At 37.8% G+C, this 15,668-nt stretch carries 15 protein-coding genes; 9 read left to right on the top strand and 6 right to left on the bottom strand.

The window, feature by feature from the left end; genetic code table 11:
- Positions 1-57: 57 nt before the first annotated feature.
- Both L0B53_RS15970 and L0B53_RS15965 read right to left on the bottom strand, forming a co-directional pair.
- Complete coding sequence (locus tag L0B53_RS15970) at positions 58-996, bottom strand: dihydrodipicolinate synthase (RefSeq protein WP_235060596.1); 939 nt, start codon at positions 994-996, stop codon at positions 58-60.
- Between the two features lie 18 nt (positions 997-1,014).
- Positions 1,015-1,731, bottom strand: coding sequence for a sugar isomerase domain-containing protein (locus tag L0B53_RS15965; RefSeq protein WP_235060595.1), 717 nt, complete (start codon positions 1,729-1,731; stop codon positions 1,015-1,017).
- Between the two features lie 292 nt (positions 1,732-2,023).
- Here L0B53_RS15965 and celB point away from each other — a divergent pair, with 292 nt between their 5' ends.
- From celB to L0B53_RS15950, 3 genes are read left to right on the top strand one after another with little or no spacing between them, the layout of a single operon-like run.
- Positions 2,024-3,337: a PTS cellobiose transporter subunit IIC gene (celB, locus tag L0B53_RS15960; RefSeq protein WP_235060594.1), complete on the top strand. Its 1,314-nt coding sequence runs from the start codon at positions 2,024-2,026 to the stop codon at positions 3,335-3,337.
- 35 nt (positions 3,338-3,372) lie between these two features.
- Positions 3,373-3,585 carry a sugar phosphate nucleotidyltransferase gene (locus L0B53_RS15955; RefSeq protein WP_235060593.1) on the top strand — a complete coding sequence of 71 codons (213 nt, stop codon included), beginning with the start codon at positions 3,373-3,375 and terminating at the stop codon, positions 3,583-3,585.
- Complete coding sequence (locus tag L0B53_RS15950; RefSeq protein WP_235060592.1) at positions 3,527-4,768, top strand: hypothetical protein; 1,242 nt, start codon at positions 3,527-3,529, stop codon at positions 4,766-4,768. The genes L0B53_RS15955 and L0B53_RS15950 overlap by 59 nt, the downstream gene beginning before the upstream one ends.
- Positions 4,769-4,942: 174 nt before the next feature.
- Here the strand turns inward: L0B53_RS15950 and L0B53_RS15945 are convergent, their stop codons facing one another.
- The 4 genes from L0B53_RS15945 to L0B53_RS15930 all read right to left on the bottom strand — a co-directional run bounded on the left by L0B53_RS15945 (position 4,943) and on the right by L0B53_RS15930 (position 9,242).
- A complete protein-coding gene (locus L0B53_RS15945) occupies positions 4,943-6,109 on the bottom strand; it encodes an ABC transporter ATP-binding protein (protein WP_235060591.1) in 1,167 nt (388 codons plus the stop codon).
- A gap of 15 nt (positions 6,110-6,124) precedes the next feature.
- The gene (locus tag L0B53_RS15940; protein ID WP_235060590.1) at positions 6,125-7,000 is read right to left on the bottom strand and encodes a carbohydrate ABC transporter permease; all 876 of its coding nucleotides are present in this window, start codon (positions 6,998-7,000) and stop codon (positions 6,125-6,127) included.
- Positions 7,001-7,010: 10 nt separating this feature from the next.
- Positions 7,011-7,913 (bottom strand): carbohydrate ABC transporter permease, encoded by a 903-nt coding sequence (locus L0B53_RS15935; RefSeq protein WP_235060589.1) that lies wholly within the window; start codon positions 7,911-7,913, stop codon positions 7,011-7,013.
- An 84-nt stretch (positions 7,914-7,997) separates the two neighbouring features.
- Positions 7,998-9,242, bottom strand: a complete 1,245-nt coding sequence (locus L0B53_RS15930) for a sugar ABC transporter substrate-binding protein (protein WP_235060588.1) — start codon at positions 9,240-9,242, stop codon at positions 7,998-8,000.
- A 286-nt stretch (positions 9,243-9,528) separates the two neighbouring features.
- Here L0B53_RS15930 and L0B53_RS15925 point away from each other — a divergent pair, with 286 nt between their 5' ends.
- The 6 genes from L0B53_RS15925 (at position 9,529) to L0B53_RS15900 (ending at position 15,668) form a co-directional block, all read left to right on the top strand.
- Positions 9,529-10,782 (top strand): Gfo/Idh/MocA family protein, encoded by a 1,254-nt coding sequence (locus tag L0B53_RS15925; protein ID WP_235062274.1) that lies wholly within the window; start codon positions 9,529-9,531, stop codon positions 10,780-10,782.
- 103 nt (positions 10,783-10,885) lie between these two features.
- The gene (locus tag L0B53_RS15920) at positions 10,886-11,986 is read left to right on the top strand and encodes a phosphotransferase enzyme family protein (RefSeq protein WP_235060587.1); all 1,101 of its coding nucleotides are present in this window, start codon (positions 10,886-10,888) and stop codon (positions 11,984-11,986) included.
- A gap of 46 nt (positions 11,987-12,032) precedes the next feature.
- On the top strand, positions 12,033-13,028 hold the full coding sequence (locus L0B53_RS15915; protein ID WP_235060586.1) for a DUF4922 domain-containing protein: 996 nt from the start codon (positions 12,033-12,035) through the stop codon (positions 13,026-13,028).
- A gap of 210 nt (positions 13,029-13,238) precedes the next feature.
- On the top strand, positions 13,239-13,568 hold the full coding sequence (locus L0B53_RS15910; protein WP_260115559.1) for an ATP-binding cassette domain-containing protein: 330 nt from the start codon (positions 13,239-13,241) through the stop codon (positions 13,566-13,568).
- Between the two features lie 14 nt (positions 13,569-13,582).
- Positions 13,583-14,728: a sugar ABC transporter ATP-binding protein gene (locus L0B53_RS19440; protein ID WP_260115557.1), complete on the top strand. Its 1,146-nt coding sequence runs from the start codon at positions 13,583-13,585 to the stop codon at positions 14,726-14,728.
- Positions 14,721-15,668, top strand: coding sequence for an ABC transporter permease (locus tag L0B53_RS15900; RefSeq protein WP_235060585.1), 948 nt, complete (start codon positions 14,721-14,723; stop codon positions 15,666-15,668). The genes L0B53_RS19440 and L0B53_RS15900 overlap by 8 nt, the downstream gene beginning before the upstream one ends.

Below are 15,668 nucleotides of genomic sequence, written 5' to 3'. Positions count from 1 at the left end.
TCCTTAATATCATAAGGCTGTACTCTTAATGAACGGTGATAAAGTAAATATTGCTAATTAGCGACGAAGACCAATTCTACGGTAAGTGTGACGCTTTCCTCTGATCGCAATGGAGCAATACTTGATATTTTCTGGATCGGCAATTCCTGCAAAACCCGCGTCACCAATATGGATAATGTCAGCACCTGCTGTTTTTGAATTTAATGCAATTTGCTCAACAATGGTTCTGTCTGAGCCTTCTTGAGAGGTTCCCATTGCACACAATGCCATTTTTCCTTCTTCATGCACAACTGCAATCATTTCGCTAGCAAGGGCGAGTGACATTTTGGGTGTTGTAAAAGGGGCTGGAATCATAATGATATCAGCACCGGCTTTACAGTAATTTCTGATCGTGTCTAAGGATTCAGTATTGCCTGTGCCAGCACCGTGCATTTTTCCTGCAATAACCAACAGTTCATTATTTGATGCTTCTTTGGCAGAGCGAATTGCATCAGTTATGCCAGCTTCTGTGATCATGGTATTTGGATTACCGGTAATGACGACATAATCCAAGCCTAGCTGATGGGCAGTTTGAAAGTTTTGATACGTGGCTTTGTAACCTTCGGGATAAGAGATATTCTCTGGCACCGGTTCTAAATTACAGCCAACAAAGCGACCAATGATGTTCTTTAAATCGGAGATACAGTTTTTTTGACTCATGCGATGAATAAAATCAGCATGTTTTTGGTATTTCTCCGACAGTGTTGACCATTGATAATCTTCTTCGTATAAACCTTCAATGTAGGGCGCTGTCAAATCTAAAGTGTTGAGGGTGATCATATCAGCACCAAAGGCTGCGGCCAGTTCAGGGTTACTCACCCCTTCAGAAAATGGTGCGCAACTAATGACAGTTTCAGCCATTAATGTGCGGCCTTCTGTGTGCAAAATACGATTGAGTAAGGTCTCTTTATTGGTTTCTAATACATCGTTTGATGTTAATTCGAACATCCGTTTCATCAATATTCTTCCTTTTCGTTATTTACACTTTAGTCGGCGATCAAAATGATTATAAATATAATCATTATCAAAACCATCGACATTTTGACTGCTAAAGACCAAAGGCGTGACACCTTGCTCAAGGGCTAACTTTTGTGATTCCACCGTTAATGTATTAATTAACGCCATTCCTGCAATGCTAGAGAATGCCCCAGTTATTTTGTTATTCACTGTGCATAAGCCATCACCTGATGGGACTAAATTATCAAGCACAATATCTGCGACATCCATGAGCTTCTTATTTGAATGATGACGGCTTGGGTATTGGGATGATTGCTGTTCAGACGTGATGGCAATCACGGTATGACCTTCTTTTTTTGCTCGCATAGCAAATTCAATAGGCAAAGCATTACGACCCGAGTTAGAGACGACAATAATCAGATCACCTGCTTCAATATTTTGATCATCCCATAAGATATCGGCAAGACCATCCAGTTTTTCAAGTGCAGAGCCTCGTAGTGCACCATCTGATGTTAAAATGGTTGAGTCTAGAATCGCATTAATGTTCCCTAATCCGCCAGCTCGGATAAAGCCTTCTAACCCTACCATATGAGAATGGCCGGTCCCTAAAATTTGGATCATTTTATCGTCGACAATAACTTGAGCGAAAGCCTTGATGGCCAAAGACAAACTTTCTTTATTCTTTTCTTCTAGAAGTCGTAATTGCTGTTGTAGGTTATCTAAATATTCAAACATAAGAACTATCCATCGTAATTATCAAATTGGTTCGTACCAATTAATATACCAAAAATATAAAGAGATGCACGTATTAAACTATCTTTTGAGTGATGTATCACATATTGTTAATAACAATATATTTGATAACCTACGATAAATAGAGGGATTTTGTGATTTACGTCTAATTAGTAACCGCATTTGAAATGATAATGTTAATTAAGATCACAGATAATATACTCATGTATAGAAAAATACGTCATATCCATTAGTATATTATCTCGATATTGGTACGAACCAAATGGAGAGGAAGATGGAAAATACACTGAATATGGATTTAGTTGACAAGCATGTGATGCCTGTTGCAGAAAAGATAAGTAACAATAAATACTTAATGGCAATCCGTGATGGTATTGCATTAATGATGCCCTTTATGATTATTGGCTCCTTTTTCTTAATACTCGCCTTTTTGCCAATACCGGGTTATGACACCTTTATGGCCTCTGTTTTTGGTGAGACTTGGATGGATAAAGTCCTTTACCCTGTTGGGGCGACGTATGATCTGATTGCGATTTTTGCTTCAGTGGGAACGGCTTATCGATTAGCGCAGCGTTATAATGGATTAGAGCCGATTATTGCTGCTGCAATCACTATCGCAGCTTATATGTTAGTGACACCTTATGCCATTGACTTTACCGTAGAGGCAACAGGCAGTCAGCATGAAGTCTATGGTTTAGCGATTGATTACTTAGGCAGTAAAGGCATGTTCTTAGGGATTATTATCGCTATCTATTCAACCGAAGTTTATCGTTGGATGGTATCGAGAAATATCACCTTTAAACTACCCGATAGCGTACCACCGGCTGTATTAAAATCATTTTCTGCACTATTGCCAGCATTTGTCGTTATTACCTCTCTTGCAATATTACGCATTGCCATTGAAGCGGTTGACTTAGTAAGTTTACATGCCATTGTAACAACTGTGGTGTCTGCACCGTTAACGGCACTCGGTAGCAGCGTGATTGGAACAATGTTAGCTGAGTTTGCAGAGCATGCATTATGGGCAACAGGTATTCATGGTAGCTCGGTTGTAGGCAGTGTCATGTCACCGATTTGGTTGACGTTAACGGATGAAAACCGTATGGCATTTCAAGCTGGCTTAGAAATCCCGAATATTATCAACCAACAGTTTGTTGAAATCTTCATTTGGTTTGGTGGCTCAGGCGGTATTTTAGCCCTTGTTTTATTGCTTGTATTTCGCTCGCGTAGTGCACAATGTAAATCAATTGGAAAGTTAGGTTTTGGGGCGTCTATTTTTAATATTTCAGAACCTATCATGTTTGGCTTACCGGTCGTTTTGAACCCTATTCTTATTATTCCCTTTATTATTACCCCAATGGTGTGTGTACTAACCACTTATTTTGCCATGGCGTCAGGGTTGGTCGCTTTACCTGCAGGTATTGCCGTTCCTTGGACAACACCCATATTTTTGAGTGGGTATCTTGTGACGGGAGGACATGTTTCTGGTGCCATATTACAGTTGTTTAATTTAGCATTAGCGATGGCAATATATTATCCTTTCTTTAGAAAGTGGGATGGTATATGTTTGAATAGTGAAACAAAATAATTAACGGGAGGGAGCGAAAGCTCCCTTGGTAATACATGAAAGTATATATATTAGCTGCAGGACAAGGTCTACGTCTTTGGCCTTATAATGAAAATAGAATTAAAACGCTAATGCCGATAAGTGGACAACCGATTATCGCCCATACGGTTGAGCGATTAATTCGTCAAGGCATGACTGAGATTGTCATTGGTGTCAGAAAACAAAAAAGAAGAGTTACTCTCTTGCTTTTATCGTCATGCACAGATTAATCCATTATTGAAATCATCGCAGATCTCTGTGGTTGAGGTTGGAGATACACAAGGGCCTGCAGAGACATTGAGATCACTCATACGTCATGAAGCCTCAAACTCTTCAGAAGAAGCGCTTGTACTGTATGGTGACACACTGCTTTCTGAGCGTGATTTAGCACAACTTCTCCATTCTCAATCCTCTCTTTCATTATTATTTAACCCATTAAAAGAAGAAAAAAGTGCAGACCGCATTGCATTTAAGCTATCACTAGGTTTTGAGTTTAAGTACCACCCAAGAAGAGCGGGGTACATTTATGAACTGATTGGTATGAAAGTCAAACATCAATGGTTAGCGCGATTAGAGTTTGGCTTACCGACTATTTATGAACATATTCAATGTGGCATGATGCCATCAGATGAAAAATTTTTAGAACCTATTTTAAATGAGTTTGTGAGGGAAAATAATGATACAGACACATTAATCGCAAACGACCCGATCTTTAATCTCGATTATCCATGGGATATCTTAGAAGCGAATCATCAATTAAATCAGTTTTTTTGTGATGATATTGCAACCAATAGTGTCGGCGAAGGAAGCGAAATCTCATCGCGAGCCATTATTCGAGGCGCGGTTAAAATGGGACGAAATAGCTATATTGGCGATAATGTGATTATTCAAGGTAACGTCATCATCGGCGATAATTCCCAAGTGATTGATGGTGCAATTATTGGGTCTAATGTCATTATTGGTGATCACTGCGTTGTAAAAGAATATTGCAAGATCTTCGATAATACGACGATTGGCAATAACGCCATCATTGGGCATGGCGCTGAAGTTGAAGGGCTTGTGCTTAATAACACCTATTTATACCATTATTGTGAGATTTTCGGCTTGCTTGGGCAATCTGTTGATATTGGTGCAGGGACAACCTTTGGTTCTTTACGTTTTGATGATGTGAAAGTCACTCATAACATTCAAGGAAAACGGATCACACCGTCTGTTTATAGCAACGCGGTCTATATCGGTGATTTTGTTCGTACAGGGGTGAATACGACGATTATGCCAGGTGTGAAGGTTGGAAATAAATCGGTCGTCTCAGCGAACCTTTGTCTTACTCAAGATTTGAAAGATAGAAAAATTGCACTTTTGAAACAGGAAGTGGTTGAGAAAGATTGGGGTGAACATAAATACGGACTATAAGTCCACACTTAAATATTAATAAGAGAAATCCATTTTATTATCAAATACGAATGGATTTCCTATTGGGACTGTAAGTCATAATTGGATATAAAAGCCTCGATAATTAACATTCATCGCTACTCTTATAGCATTAAAGACTAGAGGTAAATCATCTTACCTCCAGTCAATGCCTGATTAACTCGCTTTTTTCTGCAAGGTCGTTTCAATCTGATTTAATTGCGCTTGGTGTCGAATAATTAACGACTCTTCGGTTTTATCCGCAAATAAGTGGACTTCATTCATATCAAATCGAAGATAAACTTCTTCCATGACTTGGGGTAACCAGTCTGTTGTGGATGGGGATCGTACCACAAAGGTGTCACCATTGACTTTGCAGTGCAGTAAATTCTCATTTCCCATTCTCTCTACATTCGTGATGTAAGCCGGGATATTACTGTCACTTGCATTGCGTTCGACAAGAATATGTTCAGAGCGTAAACCAAACCAAATCTTATCTTGATTGTAGTGCTTCATCTTCGCCCGTAAATGAGCAGGAATCGCCAATGGAGAACCAATGCCTAAATTCACACTGGTTGAATCTGAATGATAATCGACATGAAGTAAGTTCATTGATGGACTGCCAATAAAACCAGCTACAAACTTATTGTCAGGGTAGTGGTAGAGATTGATTGGGGTATCTACCTGCATGACATTGCCTTTATTGAGGACACAAATTCGATCCCCCATGGTCATCGCTTCAACCTGATCGTGAGTCACGTAGATCATCGTCGAGCTTACCCCTTCTGCTTTCAGTTGTCGGTGCAACTCCATCAGACTGACACGCATGGTGACACGCAACTTTGCATCAAGGTTTGATAGTGGTTCATCAAATAAGAAGACTTCAGGCTTTCGAACAATCGCACGCCCAACCGCAACACGCTGGCACTGACCTCCAGACATTTCTTTGGGTTTTCTGTCTAATAAATCGGTTATCTCTAACTTATCCGCGGCATCCATTACGCGGGCATGGATTTCATCTTTTGGGTATCTCATGTTTTTGAGTCCAAAAGCCATGTTCTCATAAGTTGTCATATGAGGGTAAAGTGCATAGTTTTGAAATACCATCGAGATCCCACGATCTTTTGGTAGAAAACCATTTACGCATTGATCGCCAATCCAGATGTCACCGCCAGTATTACTTTCAAGACCGGCAATCATTCGAAGTGTTGTGGATTTAGCGCAACCAGATGGTCCAACAAAGACCATAAATTCGCCATCTTCAATATCTAAATCAATCCCATGAACAGCTTTAAATCCATTAGGGTATGTTTTTTCTATTTTTTTTAATTTTACGCCTGCCATTTTCCCTTCCTTGAATTAGCCTTTCACGCCAGCACTTGCCACACCTTGGATAAAGTGCTTTTGAAATAAAATATATAATAATAACATTGGAATAATTGCCATTAAGGCACCTGCCATTAGCATTGGGTACTCGACTCCAGCTCGACTTGATAAAGAGGCCAATCCGACGGGCAAGGTCATCTTATCAAATGAGGTGTTCACGATGAGTGGCCACATAAGGTTATTCCAACTCCATAAACCATTAATAATGACACAAGCAATAATGCCGGGTTTAATTAACGGTAACATCACTTTGAAGAAAATTTGAAAATGATTCAATCCATCAATTAGCGCGGCTTCTTCAATTTCTTTTGGCACACTGACAAAAAATTGTCTTAATAAAAATGCGCCATAAATGCTAAATAATCCAGGAAGAACCAGCCCTGTTAAGGTATTTAATAATCCCATTTCTTGAATAATCAAAAACTGAGGGATTAAGAATATCTGCCCTGGCACCATCAGAATGGAGATACACACCATAAAGATCACATCACGACCTGGAAACTTTAATCGCGCAAAGCCATAGGCTGCCATGGCCGCAATTAAGGTTTGTAAGAAGACCATCGCTAATGTGACCAAGATGGAGTTAACATAAAATTGAATAAACGGGAGCTCTTCAATAATCTTTGCATACGCGGAAAGCTGCCATTCATCAGGTAATACTTTCGGTGGAATGGCGAGTGCTTCGCTTTGTGTTTTGACCGACGTTAAGATCATCCAAATAAATGGTGTGACCGTGGCTATTGTCGCAAGGATCATAAACCCGTAGACCATCACTTTTTCAAGCGAGAATCGTTGCGGTTTTCTCTGCTTCTTTTTTGTTGTTTTTATGGAGATGACATCTGAAGTCATTGTACTTTCCTTAGTGATTTAATCGTTTCCCAAGCCATAACTGAACCATGGTAATCAACATGGTGATGATAAATAAAGCCACAGCAATCGCTGACGCATACCCTTTCTCTTGGTATACAAAGGCGTATTTATAGAAGAGATAAACAATGGTCATGGTTTGCTCTTCAACAAAAGAACCTTCACCAAAAAGAAGATAAATCACATCAAATGTTTGGAGAATTTCAATAAATGCGATGATAGAGACAAAGAAAAGGGTCGGGATCATCATGGGTAATGTAATGGCAAAGAATCGACGAATCGGACCGGCACAATCAATTGCTGCGGCTTCATAAAGTTGACTTGGAATACCTTGCAATCCCGCAAGCAAAATAATCATTTTAAGAGCAATGGAAGACCAGATCACCACAATTGCAGAGCTGACTCTCACCATGTCAGGGTCTGATAACCACGCGATAGACTCGATACCCATCCCATTGAGTAATTGATTCAATAATCCAAAGTCGCTGTTGTATAGCCATTTCCAAACCATGGCAACGGCAGCGGGCATGGTTACCGCAGGTAGGAAAAGTAAGGTACGAAAGGTGCTTAAACCGGAGATTTTCTGGTTAATACCTATCGCAAGTAATAAGGAGATAAACACAATAAATGGCACGCAGACAACAACATAAAATAGGGTATTAATTAATGCGCCCCAAAATTCTTCATCTTCCACGAGGTATTGATAGTTCTCTAAACTGATGGTGTGCCAGATTTCAAATTCACCTAAATCAGTAAAACTATAAAAAACGTTTTGAAAAAAAGGAAAGAAGAAAAAGATAGCCATACCAATCACTAAGGGGGAGATCATCACCAATCCCCAAAAGCGAGAATCCTTCTCGAGTTGGCTAAGTGCAGGTTTAACGTTCGTCTGCATAAAAAAGTCCTTTGTATTTTTATTCTATTGAAAAAAATAGGTGAAAGAGAAGCCCTCTTTCACCTTATTATTCACGTTCAGTGATTAACCTTTTTTCAATATACGGTCAATACGTTTAGAGACTTTTGGCATCACAGATTCAGGCTCTGCACCTAACCAAACTTTCTTTAAACCATCATTTAGCATTGAATGCCATTTTGCCGTATTTGCCGCCGTTGGGTACTGATGAGCCGTTTTTAGTGCCACGGTATAAGCCGAAACATCAACGGTATCGAAAGCATCTACCCATTGATTACTGACTGTTGTTTTTGCTGGGATCACAGTGCGAGATTTAGCGAGAATAGATTGAGCCTCATCGCTGCTTAAGAACTCCATTAATTTCCAAGCTTCATCTTTATGCGGTGTCTTTTCGGCCATTACGTAGGCGATACTGTGAGAAACACCGGCATCACGCTCAATTTTTGGCATGGTAACGACGCCAATGTGATCGTTGATTTCAGGGTTTGTTGAGAAAGGCAGGGCATTCCATGAACCGGAGTAAGCAATGGCAGCGCGACCAGATTGGAATAGCTCACTCATGCGTAATTCACTGATTTTTTGTGCGCTAGGCAGTAGACCTTGCTCCATTAATGATTGAACTTTTTTATAAGCTACCATTGAATGTTCAGAGGCAACGTTTGTTGACTTTTTATCGTCTTGAACGATTTCATCGCCTGCTTGTAAAATGATGTTGAAGTAAGTTTCTTGGCCATCAGTCAAGTTCATCATGATAGGGTAGATGGAATCATCTGTTGCAACTTTAATTGCGGCAGCTTTGCTTTCCATGTCTTCCCAAGTCCAATCGTTATTTGGGTATTCAATGCCAGCTTTGTCAAAAAGCGCTTTGTTATACCACACAGCAATGGCATCGATATCACGAGGAATACCGTATTGATGGCCTTGGGTGTGATAGGCTTGAACCGAACTTTGAACAAACGCATCAAGACTTGTATTCGAGCTTTTCAGGTAAGTGTCAATAGGAGCGAGTAAACCATGCTTAGTATAAGTACTAAAGTTTGGCATGTTCATCCAGAATACATCGGGTGTGACACCACCACTGGCTGCTGCATTGAGTTTTACAAAGTATTGTTTATAAGGGGTCAGTTCAATTTCAACATCAATGTTTGGATTTTTTTGTTCAAAACGCTCAACAATTTGCTCAACGGCAGGTAATTGATTTCTATCCCAAATGCCGTAACGAATTTCGACTTTGTCATTGGCGATGGCACTTGTGGCCATGAATACTGATGAACACAGAAGCGTTTGTTTAAATAATTTTTTATAGTTCATTTTAATTCCTTTTAATTTAGCACATTACTTTTAACACAATGAAGGGAATAAGAATGTGATACAAATCGAACTATTTTTCATTTGTTGACATTTTGTTTCATTGGTTAATAAATAATATGCAACTAGATCCTTTTTGTTTTGATTTTATTAGTGATTTGGATCTCATTTTGATGAAAAAGAAATGTTAATACCACAAATCTGCGGCTTTTTAGTTGTAGAAAGCGCAATTAACTTTCAATATTTGTCTTTAATTTTGTTTAATATTTAAAAATGAAGGAAGTGCGTGATGGGAAGCCAACCAATTACTGTTGTTGTTATCGGAGGTGGAGCTCGAGGAGAGTTGTACGCTAAATATGCTTTAGAACATCCCGATAAGATGAAAGTGATTGCCGTCGCTGAGCCAAGAGAAGCCTATCGTCAATCAATGGCTGAGCAACATAACATTTCCAGTGATAAGTCATTTACGACATGGGAAGAGGTCATCGCCGCTGGGAAAATGGCTGATGCGGTGATGATTTGTACTCAAGACCGACTTCATACTGAGCCCGCTATTGCATTTGCAAAACAAAAGTACAATATTCTTCTTGAGAAACCGATGTCTCCAAGTGCAGATGAATGCCGTGAGATTGTTAAAGCTGCTGAAGAAAATGAGGTTATTTTTAGTGTATGCCATGTTCTTCGTTATACCCAATATACAACAAAATTAAAGTCGATTCTTAATGATGGGCTGATTGGCGATGTGGTTAGCATGCAACATTTAGAGCCTGTTGGCTGGTGGCATCAAGCGCATTCCTTTGTTCGTGGTAATTGGCGTAATGAAGAAGAATCGGCATTTATGCTATTAGCCAAAGCATGTCATGATTTAGATTGGATCCGCTTTATTATGGATGAACCAGTCGAGTCTGTTCACTCTTTTGGTGGCCTTTATCATTTTAAAGAAGAAAATAAACCGCAAGGTGCCGGAAAAAACTGCTTTGATTGTGACGTTGAATCGACATGCCCATATTCTGCTAAGAAAATTTATATAGAAAATGAATACGGTGGTGATTACTTTAAGAAGATCATTACACCTGAAGAAGGGATTGATGCCGTACAAACAGCGTTAGAAAATGGGCCATACGGACGCTGTGTTTACCAATGTGATAATGATGTTGTTGATCACCAAGTTGTGAATTTACAATTTAACAAAGGTAAATCAGCATCATTTACCATGACAGCATTCACAGAATATGCGGAGCGAAAAACGCGTATTTTTGGTACTCATGGTCAACTTGAAGGCGATGGTAAAACCATTAAAGTGCTTGATTTTACAACGGGTAAAGAGAGCATTTACGATGTGACTGCCGTTGAGTCTAACACCTCAATGAGTGGGCATGGTGGGGGCGATTACTACATGATGCAACACTTTATTGATGCGCTGATCCATAATGATCCCACACTTGTATTATCAGGGCCGAAAGAGTCGTTAGAAACCCACTTAACTGTTTTTGCTGCAGAAGAATCAAGACATAGTAAAAAAGTCATTGATGTCACGTTATAAAGCATCATTGCTGATGTTCTTGATATTAACCCAATGAATAAATGGATAAAGTCACTTGCAATGAGTGACTTTATTCCCATAAAAAAATAAAAATGATAATCCGATGAAAAATTTAGTCCATACTGCGAAACAATTTTTACCCGATAGCGACATATTATCGATTGAACCTTTTGGTACCGGTCATATTAACGATACTTTTCAAGTGATGATAAAAGATGAATCAGACAGTTTTATCTTACAACGCATTAATCACCACATATTTCCTAATGTTCCAAAGCTAATGGATAATATCGGGAAAGTGACGAACCATCTTCGAAATAAATTTCATCATCTCCCAAATAAAGATCCGAAAAAAAACACACTCACCTTTATTCCTTGTCTCACCGATGCACTTTACTACCAAGATGTACATGGCGACTATTGGCGCATGATGGAGACCATTTCACCGGCTACCTCTTATGATAAAGTTGATACCCAAGCTCAAGCTTTTCAAGCAGCTGTCGGCATTGGTGAATTTCAAGCATTATTGTCAGACTTTAATGGTGATGCCTTGTATGAAGTGATCCCAGACTTCCATAATATGACAACGCGATTGAATACGTTTTATCAGGTGATAGAGAAAAACCCGGTTAATCGAGTTGAGCTCGCTAAAGAGATGATAGAATTTGTTGAGTTACGTGCCGAGTTAATGCAAACCCTTGTCCATTTAGGCGATAAAAACCAGCTTCCTATTCGCGTTACACATAATGACACTAAAATTAATAATGTGTTATTAGATCAAGAGGACAATGCGCTTTGTGTCATCGATTTAGACACGGTCATGCCAGGTTTTGTCCATTATGATTTCGGTGATGCGATTAGAACCTCGACAAATACAGGGGCAGAAGACGATTCGAATTTGGATAATGTGGAGATGGACATTGATTTATTCCGTGCCTACACAGAAGGCTTTCTTTCTCAAACCGTAGAAATACTCACACCCATTGAAATTGAGTACTTGCCCTTATCAGCAAAAATAATGACCTTTATCATTGGGTTAAGATTCTTAACAGATTATCTGGATGGGGATAATTATTTCAAAGTGCATCATGAGCACCATAATTTACAACGCGCTAAAGCACAATTTAAGCTGGTTCAAAGTATGGAAAGACAGTTTGATGACATGAAAGATATCGTGACCAAAGCGGCGGCAGTTCCTGCGTAATCGTGGTGAACAATCTGATGGATGTAATCTGAAAAAGGGCAAAGAAATGGATGATACTTCACAATTAAAGCGAACTCGTATCTCGTCTAAACAATTAGATGCGTTGTACAACAATGCATTGATTAATGGCTATTTATCAAGAGAGGCTTTAGAAGGAAATGAGAGATTACATTTCTTTGATGTGAATGATGAAATTGATTACCGTATTCAAATTAATCATGTGCGCTCAAGGTACAGTAAAAGCGTTGTTGGGGTCAAAAAGTTGCCATTACCTGATGAGGCATTGTGTGCCATTTGCAAAGAAAACATTGGTAGTAAAGGAAAAGAAAACCTAGAACATTTAACGTTACAATTAGGTGATGATCCTTATTTTATACAACTGACGCCTTTTCCTTTGTATCACCATCATTTTGTTTTAATCTCTGAGCAACACCAACCGATGACGGTGTCGGTTGATAGCTTTAAAAAGCAGCTTCAATTTTTAGATCAGTTTCCTGAATATACTGTTTGTTCAAATAGCGACAGAGAAGGGGCGGGAGCATCTATTTTATCTCATCTTCACTTTCAAGTGTTTAAGAAACTCAGGCTTCCTATTTTTGATACACAAGCAAAGGCTTCATTTCATCGAGAGGAAGTAGAATATTCGCTTTGTCAGTATCCAATGACCGTAATTAAAATCCAATCTAAAAGCGGTTCGAAACACCTAGCAGCGTTTAATCATGTATTAAGCACATGGCGACAAGATTCATCAGAAAATACCTTTAATCTAGCGACCCGTAAAAATAACGGTATGTATGAGACCTTTATTATCCTTCGTAATGCCAAATTTAATACCCCTGAGCCGCTCTTGAAATATAAATATGAAGGCGTTGGTGTGATAGAGGCATGTGGTGAGGGGATTTTACCGACACCTGAAGGGGAAGAGGCCGAAGAGTTAAATGAAAATATTCGTTTAGAAGGGCGTATTATTTTAAAAGATATTTTAACTAGCTTAAATCCATTAACAGAGAAAGAATCAAGTTTGTTTTTTGATTTGTTATAGAAAAATTTAATGGCACCAATATTATAAAAAACATTATTTTTAAGTGTATTAATAAAAACTCTCATTACATGTGATCTTTATCATATTTCTTATGTTAATGTTTCATCATGTTGCGGCATTGATCTTTTTTGTGAGTCTAATCTCATTATATTAGCCAGATTATGTATATATTTCATCAATAATATTAATGACTTACTTTTGGGTTTTATTGTGGATATCAGTATTAGTAACATCGTGAAATCATTTGGAAGTATACATGTTTTAAAGTCTGTATCCATGGATGTTAAGCAAGGTTCTGTTCATGCTTTAATGGGGGAGAATGGAGCTGGAAAATCGACATTAATTAAAGTTATCGGAGGGGTTCATCAAAAAGATTCCGGAAGTATTTATATTAATGGTCAAGAAGTTGAAATTGAAAATATATCTAAAAGCATCGATCTTGGGATTGCATATGTCCATCAAGAGCTAAATGTTGTTAATGAATTAACCATTTTAGATAATATCTTTTTGGGAAAAGAAAAAAAGGAAAGTTCGGTTTAGTTAATAAAACTGCAATGTTAAGTGAGTGTCAATCTGTATTTAAATTATTAAATATGGATAGTATTAATCCAAATGCCCTCATGTCTACTTTAAGTATTGGTCAACAACAAATGATTGAAATTGCAAAATCTTTAATGGTAAATGCAAAGTTAATTATTCTTGATGAGCCGACTGCTGCTTTATCTCAACGTGAAACTGAAAGTTTATTTGAGATTATCAGAAGCTTGAAAGATAAAGGTGTGTCATTTATATACGTATCACATCGTATGGAAGAGATCTTTGAAATTAGTAATGAAATAACGGTTATTCGAGATGGAAATTATATAGGAACCGTTGATACAGCATCAACGACTGAATCTGATCTAATAAAAATGATGATTGGTAGAACAGTTAATGATCTATATCCAGAAAAGGTTGATACAAAAAAATCTAAAGCATTATCAATTAATAATCTGTGTTCTTACGGTAAATTCTCAGGTGTGAGCTTTGATGCTTATTATGGAGAAGTCTTAGGGTTTGCTGGTTTAATGGGCGCTGGTCGCTCAGAAGTGATGCATGCTATTTTTGGCAGCTTAGTTGCAGACTCTGGAAGTATAAGTGTTGATGGTCAAAAAGTTTTAATATCATCACCTCAAGATGCCTTGAAGTATGGTATCGGTTTTGTCACTGAAGATAGGAAGAATGAAGGTTTATTCTTATCTGATGCTATAAGTAATAATATTGTTATCCCTTCATTAGATCAACATTTGAAATATAAATTGATTAATGAAAATAGTATTGATAAATCAGCTGAGCATGAAGTAAGAAAGTTAAATATAAAATGTGACAGTATTCATCAACCTGTTGGTAACTTAAGCGGTGGAAATCAACAAAAAGTTGTTTTAGCAAAATGGTTAGAAATACGGCCAAAAATCTTAATTTTAGATGAGCCTACACGTGGTGTTGATGTTGGAGCTAAAAGAGAAATTTATCATATTATAAAAGAGTTAAAAGAAAGTGGAACAGCTATTATCGTTGTTTCTAGTGAGTTATCAGAGGTTATAGGGGTCAGCGATCGAGTTGCTGTCATGAGAAATGGAACACTCGAGAAAATTTCATATAAAAATATAACTAAAGAATCAATATTGAAAATAGCGTTCACAGGTGCGGGAAATGAATAAAGAAAATATATATAAAATATATGATAAATATGGATTGTTTATTATATTGTTTTTTCTAATGGCTGTATTTACATCAATTAATCATAACTTTTTATCTTTATATAATATTCAAAATATCTTTAAACAGAGTAGTATTAATGGGTTGATTGCTTTTGGTATGACATTTGTTATTATCCTAGGTGCAATTGACTTATCTGTTGGCTCTATTTTACCTTTAGTTGGGTTTGTTGTTGGTACATTAATCGTAACGTTTGCAATACCTGTATATATCGCAATCCCGTTAGGACTTTTATTAGGTGTTTTCCTCGGTGTAATCAATGGCCTTTTAGTCTCAAAACAAAAGTTACAACCTTTTATTGCGACCTTAGTTACAATGGCTATATATAGGGGTATTGTATTAGTTTTGTCTGATGGGTTACCGATTCGTAATATATCTAAACATTCAGAATTTATGGCTTGGATTAATAAAGGAAGTATTGGGCCATTACCTATTTTTATGATTATTTTGGTGATAACGTTATTGATCTTAATGGTTGTATTACATAAAACAGTCTTTGGTAAACATGTCTATGCAACGGGTGGGAATGAAGAGGCAGCAAGACTATCCACAGTACCCATTGATAAAGTTAAAATTATTAGTTATGCACTTTGTGGTTTTTTAACCGCTTTAGCGGCAATCTTACATCTATCCAGATATAACTCAATGTACCCTGATGTCGGAATAGGTTCTGAATTAGATGCGATTGCTGCCGTAGTTATTGGGGGCACCAGTATGACTGGTGGTCGAGGGCGGATAATGGGAACTTTTATTGGTGTTCTTATTATTGGTGTCTTGAATAATGGACTTAATTTAATAGGTGTTTCATCGTTCTATCAAGAAATTGTAAAAGGTCTTGTCATTTTAGTGGCAGTGATAATTGATAAAAGTCGAAATAAATAA

The organism is Vibrio sp. SS-MA-C1-2 (assembly GCF_021513135.1).
GTDB lineage: Bacteria > Pseudomonadota > Gammaproteobacteria > Enterobacterales > Vibrionaceae.
The sequence above is the reverse complement of the archived record's forward strand: the minus strand, read 5'-3'. Positions and strand labels throughout refer to the sequence as shown.

Bases quoted from the DNA above. Each gene is read 5' to 3' on its own strand.
- L0B53_RS15970 (WP_235060596.1), bottom strand. From the start codon at position 996: ATGAAACGGATGTTCGAATTAACATCAAACGATGTATTAGAAACCAAT.
- L0B53_RS15965 (WP_235060595.1), bottom strand. From the start codon at position 1,731: ATGTTTGAATATTTAGATAACCTACAACAGCAATTACGACTTCTAGAA.
- celB (WP_235060594.1), top strand. From the start codon at position 2,024: ATGGAAAATACACTGAATATGGATTTAGTTGACAAGCATGTGATGCCT.
- L0B53_RS15955 (WP_235060593.1), top strand. From the start codon at position 3,373: ATGAAAGTATATATATTAGCTGCAGGACAAGGTCTACGTCTTTGGCCT.
- L0B53_RS15945 (WP_235060591.1), bottom strand. From the start codon at position 6,109: ATGGCAGGCGTAAAATTAAAAAAAATAGAAAAAACATACCCTAATGGA.
- L0B53_RS15940 (WP_235060590.1), bottom strand. From the start codon at position 7,000: ATGACTTCAGATGTCATCTCCATAAAAACAACAAAAAAGAAGCAGAGA.
- L0B53_RS15935 (WP_235060589.1), bottom strand. From the start codon at position 7,913: ATGCAGACGAACGTTAAACCTGCACTTAGCCAACTCGAGAAGGATTCT.
- L0B53_RS15930 (WP_235060588.1), bottom strand. From the start codon at position 9,242: ATGAACTATAAAAAATTATTTAAACAAACGCTTCTGTGTTCATCAGTA.
- L0B53_RS15925 (WP_235062274.1), top strand. From the start codon at position 9,529: ATGGGAAGCCAACCAATTACTGTTGTTGTTATCGGAGGTGGAGCTCGA.
- L0B53_RS15920 (WP_235060587.1), top strand. From the start codon at position 10,886: ATGAAAAATTTAGTCCATACTGCGAAACAATTTTTACCCGATAGCGAC.
- L0B53_RS15915 (WP_235060586.1), top strand. From the start codon at position 12,033: ATGGATGATACTTCACAATTAAAGCGAACTCGTATCTCGTCTAAACAA.
- L0B53_RS19440 (WP_260115557.1), top strand. From the start codon at position 13,583: ATGTTAAGTGAGTGTCAATCTGTATTTAAATTATTAAATATGGATAGT.
- L0B53_RS15900 (WP_235060585.1), top strand. From the start codon at position 14,721: ATGAATAAAGAAAATATATATAAAATATATGATAAATATGGATTGTTT.